Consider the following 14,631-nt stretch of genomic DNA (forward strand, 5'->3'; position numbering starts at 1 on the left):
CCGTATTCCAACCCTGATTACGCGGGTGTATGGGAGGGCCAGCGCAGCCTTCGGCAGCGGCTACGCAGATGTTCGTGTTATTCCGCAGTCTCGGCGTCGAACTGGTCCTTGATGTAGCGGATCTCCGTGCGCCCGTGCGGCGCCGGCAGCCCGTCCTCGCCCAAATTGACGAAGACCATCTTGTCCACGGTGAGGATGCTCTTGCGGGTGATTTTGTTGCGCACCTCGCAGGTCAGGGTGATGGAGGTCCGGCCGAATTCGGTGGCCGTGATGCCCAGCTCGATGATGTCGCCCTGGCGCGAGGCGCTGACGAAGTTGATCTCCGAGATGTACTTGGTCACCACGCGCTGGTTGCCCAGTTGCACGATGGCGTAGATCGCCGCTTCCTCGTCAATCCAGCGCAGCAGGCTGCCACCGAACAGGGTGCCATTGGGGTTCAGGTCTTCGGGCTTGACCCACTTGCGGGTGTGGAAATTCATGCGTCGCTCCTGGCTCTTCGCCATATCAGGATGCCCCTATGATCCGCTTTTGCGCGGCGCCGGGGAACCCATGCCAGCGATAGCAAAAACTTTCTTGACGGCCACGGGTGCAAGGCTAGGCTGAAGCCCGGACCCAATGATTGGATCCAGTAATGGCAGTTTGGAACCAGAAAAGGGGTCCACCCCATTTCTTGCAAAGGACGCACGAACATGTCACGAGTTACCGATGTCATCTGCAACTTCGACACCGAGACCATCCTGCAGAAGTACTCGAACCCGAGCAAAGATCCAGGCAATCCGACCATGATTGACTGGAAGCACGTGTACATGATCACCAACCAGGACAACGTGGTCAGTGGCCAGGCCGGCGGCGAGTTGGACCTCAAGGCCCAGGTCGGCGACCTGATCCGCTGGCGCGAGACCAGCCTGTCCCTGGGCTTCGAGAAGGCGGTCATCTTCTACAAGTTCGAGACCAGCGACCCCAAGTATTTGCTGATCTCCCCGCCCACGCCGCGCAAGGCCACCGCCAGCATCGCCCTGCCCAACCCCAGCAACCCCAGCGTGCCCACCTGCCAGAAAGTGGATAACTTCTACTGGTCCAGCGAAACGCTGTCCGAGGGCCGCGTGACCTATCACTTCCACTTCATGATCGTGGACCGCGACTGCAAGCCTTGCGGCTACTTCAAGTGGGATCCGTTCATCAGCATCCACAACTGACCGGCACCCCACTGCCACGGCCGCCCCACCCTGCTGGGGCGGCCCGAAGGAGCGATGATCATGGACAGACACATCAGCTTCATTATCGACACCCAGGGCGCCCTCGACGCCACTGCGGCCGCCAGCACCTCGCCCGACCAGCCCAGCCCAATGGATCCAGTGCACTGCTTCGTGCTGGGCTGTGATGCCGTGGAAACCGGCGACACCCTGATACTGCGGGCCACTGGCCTGGGGTTCCGGGGCGAGGATGCCCTGGTGCTGCTGGCCGTGGGCGTAAGCGGCGGGCTTTCACCACCACAGCTGCAAGTGCGCGAGGTCAAGGTGCCCGCCCCCGACTTCAACGAGCCGTTGCAACTGACCCTGCAGACCGTCAGCGACCATGCCTGGACCTGCCAGCTGAATCAGCCCGGCGCCTGCACATTGACCCTGAGCCTGGGGGTGGTGGCGCGCGACTGCACCCCCAGGGGTTTCTTCACCCTGACCCTGCAACTGCAGTTCGCGGCTTGAGCAGGACTTTCGACCATTGCCTCTTGGGCTGGCAGGCAAGCACGTCTATAATCGCTGCGCTTCAAACGGCGATGCACTGACGTGCGTCGCTCCCGCCACCCGTCCGAGGGGCGCTGCAGCAGGGATACCTGTCAGGCTCGGATGGGGCGTTGCCCGCACGGTTGGTCCGTACGGGCTCTAAACGCACAACGGCGCCCATTCGCACATTACGAATGGAGGCTCTTCATGAGCGCTGTACACACGCCTGCAGGTTTCACCGATTTCAAGGTTGCCGACATCTCCCTGGCCGCCTGGGGCCGCCGCGAGACCATCATCGCCGAATCGGAAATGCCAGCACTGATGGGCCTGCGCCGCAAGTACGCCGGTGAGCAACCGCTCAAGGGCGCGAAGATCCTGGGCTGCATCCACATGACCATCCAGACTGCCGTGCTGATCGAAACCCTGGTTGCCCTGGGTGCCGAAGTGCGCTGGTCGTCCTGCAACATCTTCTCAACCCAGGACCAGGCCGCTGCCGCCATCGCTGCCGCCGGTATTCCAGTGTTCGCCTGGAAAGGCGAGACCGAGGAAGAGTACGAGTGGTGCATCGAGCAGACCATCCTGAAGGATGGCCAGCCTTGGGACGCCAACATGATCCTGGACGACGGCGGCGACCTGACCGAAATCCTGCACAAGAAATACCCGCAGATGCTGGAACGCATCCACGGCGTGACCGAAGAGACCACCACTGGCGTGCACCGCCTGCTGGACATGCTGGCCAAGGGCGAACTGAAGATCCCGGCCATCAACGTCAACGACTCGGTTACCAAGAGCAAGAACGACAACAAGTACGGCTGCCGTCACAGCCTGAACGACGCCATCAAGCGCGGCACCGACCACCTGCTGTCGGGCAAGCAGGCCCTGGTGATCGGCTACGGCGACGTGGGCAAGGGCTCGGCCCAGTCCCTGCGTCAGGAAGGCATGATCGTCAAGGTCACCGAAGTCGACCCGATCTGCGCCATGCAAGCCTGCATGGACGGTTTCGAGCTGGTTTCGCCGTTCATCAACGGTGAAAACGACGGCACCGAAGCCAGCATCGACAAGGCCCTGCTGGGCAAGATCGACCTGATCGTGACCACCACCGGCAACGTCAACGTCTGCGACGCGAACATGCTCAAGGCCCTGAAAAAGCGCGCCGTGGTCTGCAACATCGGTCACTTCGACAACGAAATCGACACTGCCTTCATGCGCAAGAACTGGGCATGGGAAGAAGTGAAGCCACAGGTACACAAGATCCACCGTACCGGTGCCGGCGCCTTCGACGCCCAGAACGACGACTACCTGATCCTGCTGGCCGAAGGCCGCCTGGTGAACCTGGGCAACGCCACTGGCCACCCAAGCCGCATCATGGACGGTTCGTTCGCCAACCAGGTGCTGGCGCAGATCTTCCTGTTCGAGCAGAAATTCGCCGACCTGTCGCCAGCCCAGAAAGCCGAGCGCCTGACCGTTGAAGTACTGCCGAAGAAACTCGACGAAGAAGTGGCCCTGGAAATGGTCCGCGGCTTCGGCGGCGTGGTCACCAAGCTGACCAAGCAGCAGGCCGACTACATCGGCGTGACCGTGGAAGGCCCGTTCAAGCCGCACGCTTACCGCTACTGATCGCAGGCCCTGACGCCGCCTTCGGCAGCTGCTACGAGGATTTCCCTTGTAGCAGCCGCCGCCAGGCGGCGTCCGGGGCACCCACGATCCCACGGCTTTCGAGTTTCCAGATAGGTGTAATCATGTCTCAGGAACGCCGCTTCAGCTTCGAGTTCTTCCCCACCAAGACCGACGCTGGGCATGAAAAACTGCTGAACGTTGCCCGCCAACTGGCCGGCTACAACCCCGATTTCTTCTCCTGCACCTACGGTGCCGGTGGTTCTACCCGCGACCGCACGCTCAACACCGTGCTGCAGCTGGAGAACGAAGTGAAAGTCCCCGCCGCCCCGCACCTGTCCTGCGTGGGCGACAGCAAGGCCGACCTGCGCGCCCTGCTGGCGCAGTACAAGGATGCCGGCATCAAGCGCATCGTTGCCCTGCGTGGCGACCTGCCTTCGGGCATGGGCATGGCCAGCGGCGAGCTGCGCCACGCCAACGACCTGGTGGAATTCATCCGCGCCGAGACCGGCAGCCACTTCCACATCGAAGTCGCCGCCTACCCGGAGATGCACCCCCAGGCCCACAACTTCGAGGATGACCTGAAGAACTTCGCGCGCAAGGCCAACGCCGGCGCCGACAGTGCCATCACCCAGTACTTCTTCAACGCCGACAGCTACTTCAACTTCGTCGACCGCGTGCAGAAAATGGGCGTGAACATCCCGATCGTGCCGGGCATCATGCCCATCACCAACTACAGCAAGCTGGCCCGCTTCTCCGACGCCTGTGGCGCCGAGATCCCGCGCTGGATCCGCAAGCAGCTGGAAGCCTACGGCGACGACGTCACCAGCATCCAACAGTTCGGCGAGCAGGTGATCACCCGCATGTGCGAGCAACTGCTCGACGGCGGCGCTCCTGGCCTGCACTTCTATACGCTGAACCAGGCCGAGCCAAGCCTGGCGGTGTGGAACAACCTGAAGTTGCCCCGCTAGACGTTCACGAAGAATTCAGAAAGGCCTTGATACAATTAAAGGCCTTTTTTGTTTCTTCATCGTTTTGCGGGTGATACATCATGGCTTCTGCTGCACGCCCACAACTGGTCTACCTGGTGTTTGGTGCCCACACCTATCATCAGGAGGCGCTGTTCAGCATCGCCAGCGCCATCGCCAAGCTGGGTAACCCGCGCGAGTTGCCGCTCGACATCCAGGTATTCACTGACAACCCCGCCCCCTACGCCCAACTGCCCGTGCGCATTCGCCCGCTCAGCGCCGAAACCCGCAACGCCTGGAGCCAACCCCACGGCTACCACTTCCGCACCAAGCACGTGGCCATCCGCGAAGTGTTGAAGGACGCCGAGCTGGCGCTGCTGATCGACACCGACACCTTCTTCCAGGCCTCGCCCCTGGCGCTGTTCGAACGCATCCAGCCGGGCACGCTGCTGGTCAACGCGCGCACCATGCGCTACCGCCAGGGCGCTGCCTCGCCGCTTTATTCGGTGCTGGCACCGGAGCTCAAGGCGCAAGGCATGGCGGACGACGACATGTGGCTGCTCAACTCCGGGGTCATCGGCCTGTGCCAGTGCGACAGCACCCTGCTCGACCGTTCCCTGGAGTTGATGGACCAGTACTACCCGCGCACGCCCACCGCCTATACGCTGGAAGAATTCTGCCTGACCCTGGCCGCCTACCAGCGTTACCAGGTCAGCGAATGCCCCGACCTGATCCATCACTACTGGAGCCGCAAGCAGCTGATGCGCGCCAAGGTCCAGGCCTGGGCCCGCAAGCACGCCGGGCAGCCGCTGAGCGCCGAAGCCCTCGCCGACGTGAGCCAGGTCAGCGACCACGTGCCCCGGCCGCCGGCCCTGCAACGCCTGCTGTATAAGGCCGCGACCCTGGCCCTGCCCGTGGAGCAGCGGCAGTTCATGCGCGAAATCCTCTACGGCTGCTACGACCACGCCAACGAGTTCGACCGCGCCTGTGCGCCGGTGTGGTGGGACAAGGCCCGGCAAAACCTGCAAGAGCGCCAGGCCACCCCGGTCGAGGCCGACCAGCTGCTGCATTGGCTGTCTTCGCCGCTCAACCGGCTGATCCTGGGCAAGCGCCGCCACACCATCTACCAGCACCTGATTCAGGCCTGACGTGGCTGATTGCGTTGCCAAACCCGCGACCGGCATCGTATCTTCGGATCCATGCCTGCCTACCTCTCCCTGCTGACAGCCGTGTGCCTGACGTGCCTGAGCCTTGCCGCCCAGGCCGAGAAGCTGCGCATTGTCACCGACTTCTGGGCGCCCTATGCCTACCAGCAGAACGGCCAGGGCATGGGCATCGACTACGAAGTGGCGGCCCAGGTGTTCGAACGCCTGGGCGTGGAGATCCAGTGGCAGTTCCTGCCATGGAAGCGCTGCCTGGCCATGCTCGACCAGGGCGAGGCCGATGGCGTGCTGGACATTTTCCGCACCAGCGAGCGCGAAACCACCCTGCTGTACCCCGACGAGCCGCTGTCCGACGTGCAGTTCGTGCTGTTCCAGGCCAACGCCAGGCCGCACCCGGCCGGCAGCCTCGATGACCTGCAAGGCCTGACCATCGGCACCTCGGCGGGCTACAACTACGGCGATCCATTCATGCAGGCCAGCGCGTTCCGCCGTGAGGCCGCCAGTAGCCAGGAAGCCAACTTCGGCAAGCTGGTGCGCAACCGGGTCGACCTGATCATCACCGACATTCGCGTGGGCAACTTCACCGCCCAGGCCATGGGCCTGGAGGGCCAGGTCAGCGCCCTGCCCCTGGTGGTCAACCGCGAGCCCCAGTACCTGGCCGTGCGCCGCGGCGCCGGCATGGACCAGCTGGCCCTGCGTTTTTCCATCGAGCTGCGGCGCTTCAAGCGCGAGCCTGCCTACGCGCAGTTGCTGGCCCGCTATGCAAGCCCGTCAACGGTAGTGAAAACCGTTGAGCAGCAGGAACGCAGCGCGCTGTGATTGCTCTGTTATACTCCGACCTTCCCGCCAGGCTTACGCCCGGACGCCCGGCCTTGCAAAAGGCATCCCGACCCGCTCGACCGCCAGGCTCACGCCCGCTCAGCCAGGTCCGGATGCGCATTGAAGGCCCGGCAGGACCGGACGCGACAGTGCCCCCACGCACGTGTCGCGCCAGGCAAGATTCCCATTGGGCAAAGCCCTCACTAGAACAGGATTACTCATGTCCTTTGCTTCCCTCGGTCTCTCCGAGGCTTTAGTCCGTGCCATCGAGGCGGCGGGCTATACCCAGCCTACTCCGGTGCAACAGCGGGCCATCCCCGCCGTGTTGCAAGGTCGCGACCTGATGGTCGCGGCACAGACAGGTACTGGTAAAACCGGTGGCTTCGCCCTTCCGATCCTGGAACGGCTGTTCCCCAACGGTCACCCGGACAAATCCCAGCGTCACGGCCCGCGCCAACCGCGCGTACTGGTCCTGACTCCCACCCGCGAGCTGGCGGCCCAGGTGCACGACAGCTTCAAGATCTACGCCCGTGACCTCAAGTTCGTCAGCGCCTGCATCTTCGGCGGCGTAGGCATGAACCCGCAGGTCCAGGCCATGTCCCGCGGCGTCGACGTGCTGGTGGCCTGCCCCGGCCGCCTGCTCGACCTGTGCGGCCAGGGCAGCGTCGACCTGTCCCACGTGGAAATCCTCGTGCTGGACGAAGCTGACCGCATGCTCGACATGGGCTTCGTGCATGACGTCAAGAAGGTGCTGGCACGCCTGCCGGCCAAGCGCCAGAACCTGCTGTTCTCGGCCACCTTCTCCAAGGACATCACTGACCTTGCCGGCAAGCTGCTGCACAACCCCGAGCGCATCGAAGTCACCCCGCCGAACACCACGGTGGAGCGCATCGAGCAACGGGTCTACCGCCTGCCTGCCAGCCACAAGCGTTCGTTGCTGGCGCACCTGATCACCCAGGGTGCCTGGGAGCAGGTGCTGGTGTTCACCCGCACCAAGCACGGCGCCAACCGCCTGGCCGAGTACCTGGAAAAGCACGGCCTGAGCGCTGTCGCCATCCACGGCAACAAGAGCCAGAACGCGCGCACCAAGGCCCTGGCCGACTTCAAGGCCGGCTCGGTACGCATCATGGTTGCCACCGACATCGCCGCCCGCGGCCTGGACATCGACCAGTTGCCCCACGTGGTCAACTTCGAGCTGCCCAACGTCGATGAAGACTACGTGCACCGTATCGGCCGTACCGGCCGTGCCGGTCGCAGCGGCGAGGCCATCTCGCTGGTCGCCCCGGACGAGGAAAAGCTGCTCAAGAGCATTGAGCGCATGACCAAGCAGAAGATTCCTGACGGTGACCTGATGGGCTTCGACATCAGCGCCGTGGAGGCCGAGAAGCCCGAGGTGCGCGAGCGCCCGCAGGCCAACCAGCCGCGCAACACCCGCACGCCGCGCGAAGGGACCAAGGCCGCCGAAGGTGGTGGTGGTCGCAAGGACAAGGGCAAGGACAAAGGCAAGGAGCGCCGTGCTGCCGCGCCCCAGCAAGGTAGCGAACAGCGCAAGGAGCAAGGCAAGGAAAAGCCCGCCGGGGCGCGTTCTGAACGCCAACCCCGTGACCAGAAGCCACGTCAGGCCCAGTCCACTCCAAAGCCGCCGGTAGCTCCTGCCGACCGCGCGCCGGACGAGTTCCTGGATGACGAAGTCGACAACTTTGGTAACCGCGCCGACTACGTCAGCCCGTACCAGAACAAGAACCAGGGCCGCAACCGTCGCCCCGGCGCACCAGCCGCCGTCGGTGGTGCAGCCCCGGCCTCGGCGCCGCGCCCAGCTGGCCGTCCGGCTGGCAAGCCGGCCGGTGACAAGCGCAGCAGCGGCCCGCGCAGCAACGGTGGCGGTGCCCGTGATGGCCAGCCGCGTCGCGACAACAACGGTGGCGCTGGCCGCAACCGTCGTCCGGCCCGTGATGACCAGCCGCGTCAGGAACCAGCGGTGAGCAACTCGCGCGCACCGCAGAACCAGCCGCGCATCGTGCACAAGGAATCGAAGATCGATCGCTTCCCGACCGCCGAGCAGCTGGAACAGCTGGAGTCGCTGCCTAGCCGTCGCAACGGCGAGAAGCCGGCGCTGCTGACCCGCAACCGCGAAGGCTAAGTCAGGATCAGGCATCTGTGGGGGCCGAAAAGCTCGCTGGCAAGCCAGCTCCCACAGACAGCACCTGACCTTGTGGGAGCTGGCTTGCCAGCGAGTTTTTCAATTCCACAGGCACAAAAAAACCGCAGCCATTGGCTGCGGTTTTTTTGTGCGCCGAAGAATTACTTCTTCTGCACGCCCTCGAACGTGATGTCCAGGGTCAGGGTGTCGGACTGCGGGCCCAGGTCCATCATCTTGCCGAAATCAGAACGCTTGATGGTGGTGGTGCCTTCAAAGCCGGCACGGTAGCCGCCCCATGGATCCTTGCCTTCGCCCAGGAACACGGTCTTGACCACGACCGGCTTGGTCACGCCGTGCAGGGTCAGGTCACCGGTCACGTCGGCGGTCAGCTTGCCATCAGCATTCTTGCCGGTTGGCTTGACGCTGGTCGACACGAAAGTAGCGGTTGGGTACTTGTCGGTCTCCAGGAAGTCCTTGCTCTGGATGTGCTTGTCACGCTCGGCGTGGTTGGTGTCGACGCTCTTGGTGTTCAGGGTGATGCTGATCTTGCTGTCTTCAGGCTTGGCAGCGTCGAAGCTGAAGGTACCGGTCCAGTCCTTGAAGGTGCCGTAGATGAAGCTGTAGCCCAGGTGGCTGATCTTGAAGTTGATGAAGGCGTGGTTGCCTTCCTTGTCGATGGTGTAGTCGGCAGCCATGGCCTGGCCGGCCGTCAGCAGTGCGGTGCCCAGAGCCAGAGCGGCCAGTGTCTTTTTCAACATGTGCGGTATTCCTTGGGTTGAGTTGAAGGTCAGCCTTTGCGGCCCAGCATGCGTACCAGGGTCGCATCACGATCGATGAAATGGTGTTTCAGGGCGGCCAGGCCATGGAGTACAGCGAAGATCACCAGGATCCAGGCCAGGTACAGGTGCACGTCACCCGCGGTTTCCGCCTGGTTGGGCAGGCCGCTGATCAGCGCGGGTACTTCGAACAGGCCGAACACCGGGATGCCCACGCCGTCGGCGGTGGAGATCAGGTAACCGGCCGCCATTACCAGGAACAGGTCCAGGTAAAGGAAGGCATGGCCCAGCTTCGCCGCGATGCGCGTCAGCCGGCCCTGGGTGGGCGGTGGCGGCGGCGGTGGGCTGATGAAGCGCCATACCACGCGCAACAGCATGAAGAAGAACAGGGTCAGGCCGATGCTTTTGTGCAGGTCGGGGCCGGCCTTGCGCCATGGGTCGTAGTAGCCCAGGTCGACCATCCACAGCCCCAGGGCGAACAGGCCGAACACGGCCAGCGCCACGCCCCAGTGCAGGAGGATGCTGACCCAACCATAGCGAGAAGGTGAATTGCGTAGCTGCATCACGGTGTTCCTGTAAGTTCTTCGACAAAGACTAGCTTTTTATCTATCGAATTAAAGCGGAAAATTTCGCTTTGAAATATCTAGATACCCGATCAATAACTATAGATGCAAAGCGTTAAGCGAACGTTAATTGTGGGAGCTGGCTTGCCAGCGAGCTGTGCGGGCGATGAAAAACTCGCTGGCAAGCCAGCTCCCACAGTGTTGTTAGTTGCCCCCAGGGCAGGCATTGCATAGGCTTGCGACCACGCTGCTGCCAGGAGAGAGAAAATGGGCCTCAACAATCAGTGGATGCAACGCGACCTCGCGGTCCTGTGGCACCCCTGCACCCAAATGAAAGACCACGAACAACTGCCGCTGATTCCGATCAAGCGCGGTGAAGGCATCTGGCTGGAAGACTTCGAAGGCCAGCGCTACCTGGACGCGGTCAGCTCGTGGTGGGTGAACGTCTTCGGCCACGCCAACCCGCGCATCAACCAGCGCATCAAGGACCAGGTGGACCAGCTGGAGCACGTCATCCTTGCCGGCTTCAGCCACCAGCCGGTGATCGAGCTGTCCGAGCGCCTGGTGAAGATGACGCCCGAGGGCCTGAACCGGGTGTTCTACGCCGATAACGGCTCGTCCTGCATCGAAGTGGCGCTGAAAATGAGCTTCCACTACTGGGTCAACCGCGGCCAGCCGAACAAGAAGCGCTTCGTCACCCTGACCAACAGCTACCACGGCGAAACCATCGCCGCCATGGCCGTGGGCGACGTGCCGCTGTTCACCGAGACCTACAAGGCGCTGCTGCTGGATACCATCAAGGTACCGAGTCCCGACTGCTACCTGCGCCCCGAGGGCATGAGCTGGGAAGAGCACTCGCGCAACATGTTCCTGGCCATGGAACAGACCCTGGCCGAAAACCACGACAGCGTCGCCGCCGTCATCGTCGAGCCGTTGATCCAGGGCGCCGGCGGCATGCGCATGTACCACCCGGTGTACCTCAAGCTGCTGCGCGAGGCCTGCGACCGCTACAACGTGCACCTGATCCACGACGAGATCGCCGTGGGCTTCGGCCGCACCGGCACCATGTTCGCCTGCGAGCAGGCCGGCATCCGCCCGGACTTCCTGTGCCTGTCCAAGGCGCTCACCGGCGGCTACCTGCCGCTGGCCGCGTGCCTGACCACCGACGACGTGTACAGCGCCTTCTACGACGACTACCCGACCCTGCGCGCCTTCCTGCACTCGCACAGCTACACCGGCAACCCGCTGGCGTGCGCGGCGGCCCTGGCGACCCTGGACATCTTCGAACAGGACAACGTGGTGGAGAACAACAAGGCCCTGGCCGCGCGCATGGCCAGCGCCACCGCGCACCTGGCCGACCACGCCCACGTCTCGGAAGTGCGCCAGACCGGCATGGTGCTGGCCATCGAGATGGTCCAGGACAAGGCCACCAAGACCGCCTACCCGTGGCAGGAACGCCGCGGCCTGCAGGTGTTCAACCACGCCCTGACCCGTGGCGCGCTGCTGCGCCCGCTGGGCAGCGTGGTGTATTTCCTGCCGCCGTACATCATCACCCCGGAGCAGATCGACTTCCTGGCCGAGGTGGCCAGCGAAGGCATCGACATCGCCACCCGCACCAGCGTCAGCGTGGCCGTGCCGAGCGACTTCCACCCCGACTTCCGCGACCCGGGCTAACCACACGACTTCGTAGCAGCTGCCGAAGGCTGCGTCCGCAGGCAACACAATAGTGCGCCCGGACGCAGCCTGCGGCAGCTGCTACGGCTACCGAGACTGAACATGAGACTCTCCCGTTTTTACATTGATGCCCCCCTGAGCCTGGGCGAGCACGAACTGCCCGAGGCCCAGGCCCACTACATCGGCCGCGTGCTGCGCATGGCCGAAGGCGATGCCGTGCAGCTGTTCGACGGCTCGGGCCAGGAATACCGTGGCGCCCTGCTGGAAGTGGGCAAGAAGCGCGTGCGCGTGCAACTCGACGAAGCCTTCGCCGGCCAGCCTGAATCCAGCCTCAGGATTCACCTGGGCCAGGGCCTGTCCCGTGGCGAGCGCATGGACTGGGCCATCCAGAAAGCCACCGAACTGGGCGTCAGCGAGATCACCCCGATCATCAGCGAGCGCTGCGAAGTGCGCCTCAAGGACGAACGCGCCGAAAAGCGCCAGGCCCACTGGCAGCAGATCGCCGTCAGCGCCTGCGAGCAATGCGGGCGCTCCACCGTGCCGGTGATTCATGCACCGGTGCTGATGAGCGAATGGCTCAAGGCCTGCGACGCCGAGCTCAAGCTGGTGCTGCACCCGGTGGCCGAGCCGCTGGTAAGCCACGCCCGGCCTGCCAGCCTGGCGTTCCTGATCGGCCCCGAGGGCGGCCTGTCGGACGCCGAGGTTGGCCAGGCCCAGGCCGCCGGCTTCCACTCGGCACGCCTGGGCCCGCGGGTGCTGCGCACCGAGACCGCGCCGGTGGTCGCGCTGGCGGTGGCGCAGCAGCTATGGGGCGACTTCTAGAGGACGTAGAAGAACACCGCCACGAAGTGCAGCAGGCTGCCGGCAATCACGAACAGGTGCCAGATGCCGTGCCAGTGGCGGAAACGCTGGTCGTAGGCAAAGAAGATGATGCCCACGGTGTACAACACGCCGCCGGTCGCCAGCCAGGCGAACCCGGCGGTGCCCAGCGTCGCCAGCAGCGGTTTGACTGCCACCAGCACGATCCAGCCCATCACCGCGTAGATGACGATGGACAGCACCCGCGCCTCCGAGCGCGGCTTGATCTCTTGCAACATGCCGATCACCGCCAGCCCCCAGACAATGCCGAACAGGGTCCAGCCCCAGGGCCCGCGCAACGTCACCAGGCAGAACGGCGTGTAGCTGCCGGCGATCAGCAGGTAGATCGAAAAATGATCGACCTTTTGCATGATCACCTTCGCGCGCCCCCGCACGCTGTGGTAAACCGTCGAGGCGCTGTAAAGAATCACCAGGGTCACACCGTAGATCGCCATGCTGACGATCTTCCACACGTCGCCCTGGAAACTTGCCAGCACCAGCATCCAGACAGCACCAATGGACGCCAGCACCGCACCGACCAGGTGTGTCCAGGCGTTGAATCGTTCGCCGTGATACATGCAGTCGTTTCTCCTTGGTCTCGATTGGTATGCAATCGCCCCCTACCCTAACAGAGCCAGTGTGATGTTGATTGATGAAGAGTTGACGTTGAAGAAGCTGGAAATCTTCCTGGCCTTCATGCGCACCGGCAACCTGGGGCGCGCGGCGGCTGAGCTCAATACCAGCAACGTCAGCGTGCACCGCGCCATTCATTCGCTGGAAAGCGCCCTGCGCTGCCCGCTGTTCAAGCACGAGGGGCGCAACCTGACGCCGCTGGAAAGTGCCTATGTGCTGGAAGAGCACGCACAGAAACTGGTGCAGGACGTGGTCGGCGCCGTGCGCCTGACCCGCGAGGCGGCAGGTTTCTCGGCCGAGCGTTTCCGCCTGGGTTCGCTGTACTCGCTGACGGTGAAGACCGTGCCGCAGCTGATCATGGGCCTGAAACTGCGGCGCAGCGAGCTGAACATCGACCTGATCCTGGGCTCCAACACCGACCTGCTGTACAAGCTCAAGAACATGGAAGCGGACGCCATCCTGGTGTCCCTGGACGAGACCGTCAGCGACCCGGACTGCGAGCAGCTGCCGCTGTTCGCCGACGACATCTTCCTGGCCACCCCGGCCGACTCGCCCTTCGCCGGGCGCAGCGAGGTGGACCTGGCGGAGCTGCGCGAGGACACCTTCATCACCCTGACCCAGGGCTTTGCCACCCACCAGGACGGCGCCCGGGTGTTCCGCCAGGCCGGCTTCGAGCCCAAGGTGGCGATGCAGGTGAACGACATCTTCACCCTGCTGAGCATGGTCAGCTCCGGCGTGGGCTACGCCCTGCTGCCGGGGCGCGTGGCCGCGGTGTACGAGAACCGCGTGCGCCTGGTGCCGCTGCAGGCGCGGTACCACCTGCAGCAGCATATTGGCGTGGTGTTCCTGCGCGCCAAGGAGCGCGATCCCAACCTGCTGGCGCTGCTGGCCGAATGCCGGATGTACACCAACCGCCTGAGCACCCCGTAACCCTCATCCCCCAACGATGGCGCGCACCGCCAGGTACAGCACCGAGGGACCCAGCAGGCAGCCCAGCCCGGTGTGGAACGTGGCCGTCAGCGCGCCATAGGGCACCAGCCGCCGGTCCGTGGCTGCAAGGCCTGCAGTGACCCCACTGACCGTACCCGCCAGGCCGCCGAAGACCATCGCCGAACGCGGGTTGTCGAGGCCCATCCAGCGCGCCGCCAAGGGCGTGCCGACCATCACCAGGATCGCCTTGATCAGTCCCGTGGCAATCGACAGCGCTACCACGTCCGAGCTGGCGCCGATGGCCGCGCCGGTCACCGGGCCGACGATGTAGGTCACCGCGCCGGCGCCGATGGTGGTCATGCTCACCGCGTCGCGGTAGCCGAAGGCCCAGGCCACGCAGCAGCCGAAAATGAACGGCAGCAAGGTCCCCAGCAGCAACGAGAAGGCGCCGATAAAGCCGGCCTTGCGCGCCTCGGTGGCCTGCACCTCGAAGGCGGTAGCGACGATGGCAAAGTCGCGCAGCATGGCGCCACCCATCAGGCCGATGCCGGAGAACAGCGACAGGTCGGCCAGGCCCTTCTGCCCGCCGGTCAGGGTGCCGCCCACCCACGCCAGCACCAGGCCGATGACGATGGCAAACGCCGAGCCGTGCACACGGCCGAAGGTCAGGCGCCGCGACAGCTGCACCGAGACCCACATCACCACGCCGACGAAAGCGAACGCGGTGACCAGGCCGTTGTTTTCCAGGGCATGTTCGATGAGGTTCCACATG

15 protein-coding genes and 1 riboswitch are annotated in these 14,631 nt (G+C 64.1%); of the genes, 10 read left to right on the plus strand and 5 right to left on the minus strand.

The window, feature by feature from the left end; translation table 11 throughout:
• Positions 1–77: 77 nt before the first annotated feature.
• Complete coding sequence (locus AC0J42_RS28910; protein ID WP_416427307.1) at positions 78–479, minus strand: acyl-CoA thioesterase; 402 nt, start codon at positions 477–479, stop codon at positions 78–80.
• Positions 480–689: 210 nt separating this feature from the next.
• Between AC0J42_RS28910 and AC0J42_RS28915 the strand changes: the two genes are divergently transcribed.
• The 7 genes from AC0J42_RS28915 (at position 690) to AC0J42_RS28945 (ending at position 8,425) form a co-directional block, all read left to right on the plus strand.
• Positions 690–1,196: an inclusion body family protein gene (locus AC0J42_RS28915; RefSeq protein WP_416427309.1), complete on the plus strand. Its 507-nt coding sequence runs from the start codon at positions 690–692 to the stop codon at positions 1,194–1,196.
• A 60-nt stretch (positions 1,197–1,256) separates the two neighbouring features.
• Positions 1,257–1,703: an AidA/PixA family protein gene (locus AC0J42_RS28920; protein ID WP_473004754.1), complete on the plus strand. Its 447-nt coding sequence runs from the start codon at positions 1,257–1,259 to the stop codon at positions 1,701–1,703.
• A 99-nt stretch (positions 1,704–1,802) separates the two neighbouring features.
• Positions 1,803–1,907: riboswitch (S-adenosyl-L-homocysteine riboswitch) on the plus strand.
• 21 nt (positions 1,908–1,928) lie between these two features.
• On the plus strand, positions 1,929–3,338 hold the full coding sequence (gene ahcY / locus AC0J42_RS28925; protein WP_416427311.1) for an adenosylhomocysteinase: 1,410 nt from the start codon (positions 1,929–1,931) through the stop codon (positions 3,336–3,338).
• Positions 3,339–3,460: 122 nt separating this feature from the next.
• Positions 3,461–4,306 carry a methylenetetrahydrofolate reductase [NAD(P)H] gene (gene metF / locus AC0J42_RS28930; protein ID WP_473004755.1) on the plus strand — a complete coding sequence of 282 codons (846 nt, stop codon included), beginning with the start codon at positions 3,461–3,463 and terminating at the stop codon, positions 4,304–4,306.
• Between the two features lie 80 nt (positions 4,307–4,386).
• On the plus strand, positions 4,387–5,451 hold the full coding sequence (locus AC0J42_RS28935) for a hypothetical protein (RefSeq protein WP_473004756.1): 1,065 nt from the start codon (positions 4,387–4,389) through the stop codon (positions 5,449–5,451).
• A gap of 51 nt (positions 5,452–5,502) precedes the next feature.
• The gene (locus AC0J42_RS28940) at positions 5,503–6,285 is read left to right on the plus strand and encodes a substrate-binding periplasmic protein (protein WP_416427315.1); all 783 of its coding nucleotides are present in this window, start codon (positions 5,503–5,505) and stop codon (positions 6,283–6,285) included.
• A 220-nt stretch (positions 6,286–6,505) separates the two neighbouring features.
• On the plus strand, positions 6,506–8,425 hold the full coding sequence (locus tag AC0J42_RS28945) for a DEAD/DEAH box helicase (protein WP_416427316.1): 1,920 nt from the start codon (positions 6,506–6,508) through the stop codon (positions 8,423–8,425).
• A gap of 161 nt (positions 8,426–8,586) precedes the next feature.
• Here the strand turns inward: AC0J42_RS28945 and AC0J42_RS28950 are convergent, their stop codons facing one another.
• Together AC0J42_RS28950 and AC0J42_RS28955 are read right to left on the minus strand one after the other, a co-directional pair.
• On the minus strand, positions 8,587–9,183 hold the full coding sequence (locus tag AC0J42_RS28950; protein WP_158152935.1) for a YceI family protein: 597 nt from the start codon (positions 9,181–9,183) through the stop codon (positions 8,587–8,589).
• 29 nt (positions 9,184–9,212) lie between these two features.
• Positions 9,213–9,764 (minus strand): cytochrome b, encoded by a 552-nt coding sequence (locus tag AC0J42_RS28955; protein ID WP_416427317.1) that lies wholly within the window; start codon positions 9,762–9,764, stop codon positions 9,213–9,215.
• A gap of 267 nt (positions 9,765–10,031) precedes the next feature.
• On the opposite strand from AC0J42_RS28955, the gene AC0J42_RS28960 reads away from it, so the two are divergent.
• Complete coding sequence (locus tag AC0J42_RS28960; protein ID WP_416427318.1) at positions 10,032–11,438, plus strand: adenosylmethionine--8-amino-7-oxononanoate transaminase; 1,407 nt, start codon at positions 10,032–10,034, stop codon at positions 11,436–11,438.
• A gap of 102 nt (positions 11,439–11,540) precedes the next feature.
• Positions 11,541–12,260 carry a 16S rRNA (uracil(1498)-N(3))-methyltransferase gene (locus AC0J42_RS28965; protein WP_416427319.1) on the plus strand — a complete coding sequence of 240 codons (720 nt, stop codon included), beginning with the start codon at positions 11,541–11,543 and terminating at the stop codon, positions 12,258–12,260.
• On the opposite strand, the gene trhA is transcribed toward AC0J42_RS28965, so the two are convergent.
• On the minus strand, positions 12,257–12,874 hold the full coding sequence (gene trhA, locus AC0J42_RS28970) for a PAQR family membrane homeostasis protein TrhA (RefSeq protein WP_416427321.1): 618 nt from the start codon (positions 12,872–12,874) through the stop codon (positions 12,257–12,259). The genes AC0J42_RS28965 and trhA overlap by 4 nt on opposite strands.
• Before the next feature lie 64 nt (positions 12,875–12,938).
• On the opposite strand from trhA, the gene AC0J42_RS28975 reads away from it, so the two are divergent.
• Positions 12,939–13,859, plus strand: coding sequence for a LysR family transcriptional regulator (locus AC0J42_RS28975; protein WP_416427322.1), 921 nt, complete (start codon positions 12,939–12,941; stop codon positions 13,857–13,859).
• A 3-nt stretch (positions 13,860–13,862) separates the two neighbouring features.
• On the opposite strand, the gene madM is transcribed toward AC0J42_RS28975, so the two are convergent.
• Positions 13,863–14,630, minus strand: coding sequence for a malonate transporter subunit MadM (gene madM / locus AC0J42_RS28980; protein WP_416427323.1), 768 nt, complete (start codon positions 14,628–14,630; stop codon positions 13,863–13,865).
• Between the last annotated feature and the right edge of the window lies 1 nt (position 14,631).

The organism is Pseudomonas sp. Tav-5-1A (genome assembly GCF_055755055.1).